The sequence below is a fragment of the Rhizobacter sp. P3_B12 genome (genome assembly GCF_056402895.1).
The window spans coordinates 1-1,100 of record NZ_JBFUGN010001446.1 but is presented as its reverse complement, the minus strand read 5'-3'; the positions used below and the strand labels follow the sequence as shown (position 1 = coordinate 1,100).

Sequence of the window (1,100 nt, the reverse complement as noted above, 5' to 3'; positions counted from 1 at the left end):
GCGCATACGGGCCTTGCGGCGGCGAGTACAGGTTCTTGTTCGTCACGTTGGTGGGCCGCTCGACGAAGCCGCCCTGCCCGTCGCCCTTGAACACCTGGGTGCAGACGGTGGCCGCGCACGGGTCGTTGGAGGGATCGATCACCACGCCCTGGCTGGGCACATAGGCGGTGACGATGTCGATCAGCCCATCGTTGTCGATGTCCAGCAGGTAGAAGGTGTAGCCGGAGGTCCAGCCGAAGCCGTCCTGGACCTCGCCGTGGCTCGTGAGGTAGCTGTCCTGGCTGGCGTGCTCCAGCAGCGTCACGCCGGTGATGGCCTTGCGCTGGAAAGTGCCGTCGCCGTTGTTGAGGTACAGCTCCGTGTTGACGGCCGGGCACGCCGTGGTGATGTTCACCGACGTGGTCTCGTGGCTGTCCCTGAAGCGCAGCAGGTCCGGCAGGCCGTCGCCGTTGAAGTCGGCCACCCGCGTGCTGAAGCAGCCGTTGCTGTGGTACAGCCACTGATCTGCTCCGACCAGATTGAAATTGCCGGCCTGCCGGAACGTCCCGTCGCCGTTGCTGAGGTAGAGCTGGTTCAGCGCCGGGTTGTCGGACCAGCGGATGATGTCGGTCTTGCCGTCGCCGTCGAAGTCGGCGGTGATGACGCCAGCGTTCGAATAGCGCTTGCCGGCCAGCCCGATCACCGTGCTCTGCAGCGTCAGCGTCGCCATCGCGCTGGCGGCGAAAGCCGCATTGCGCTGGTAGGCCTCGCCGCCGCCGGGCGCGTAGTCGAAGGTGGTCGGCGGCAGGCACGCCGACTCGGCCACGCCCAGGCATTCGGTGATGCGCACGAGCCGGCTGCGGTTGGTCACCGGGCCGTTGTCGTAGGCGAACCGCACGGTCCGGATCTTCAGCGGCGAAACATCTGCATTCGAGAAGGTCTGCACCTGCACGAGCTGCTGGATGTTGAGCTGCTTGCTGCCGGCCACCCAGGCCTCGCGGCGGTCGTGCGACTTGCCCGTGGGGGCTGTCGCCGGCAGGTCGACGTAGCTGAAGACGATCTTGTGGGCCGGCGCCTGCGTGGCGCTGCCGGTGTAGCGGATCTCGCGCAGGCTCCAGTCG

At 67.1% G+C, this 1,100-nt stretch carries 1 protein-coding gene; it reads right to left on the bottom strand.

Features of this window, described 5'->3' with window-relative positions:
- Window positions 1-1,100, bottom strand: a 1,100-nt coding sequence (locus AC1D01_RS35960) for an FG-GAP repeat domain-containing protein (RefSeq protein ID WP_477874488.1), incomplete at both ends; no start/stop codon positions are given.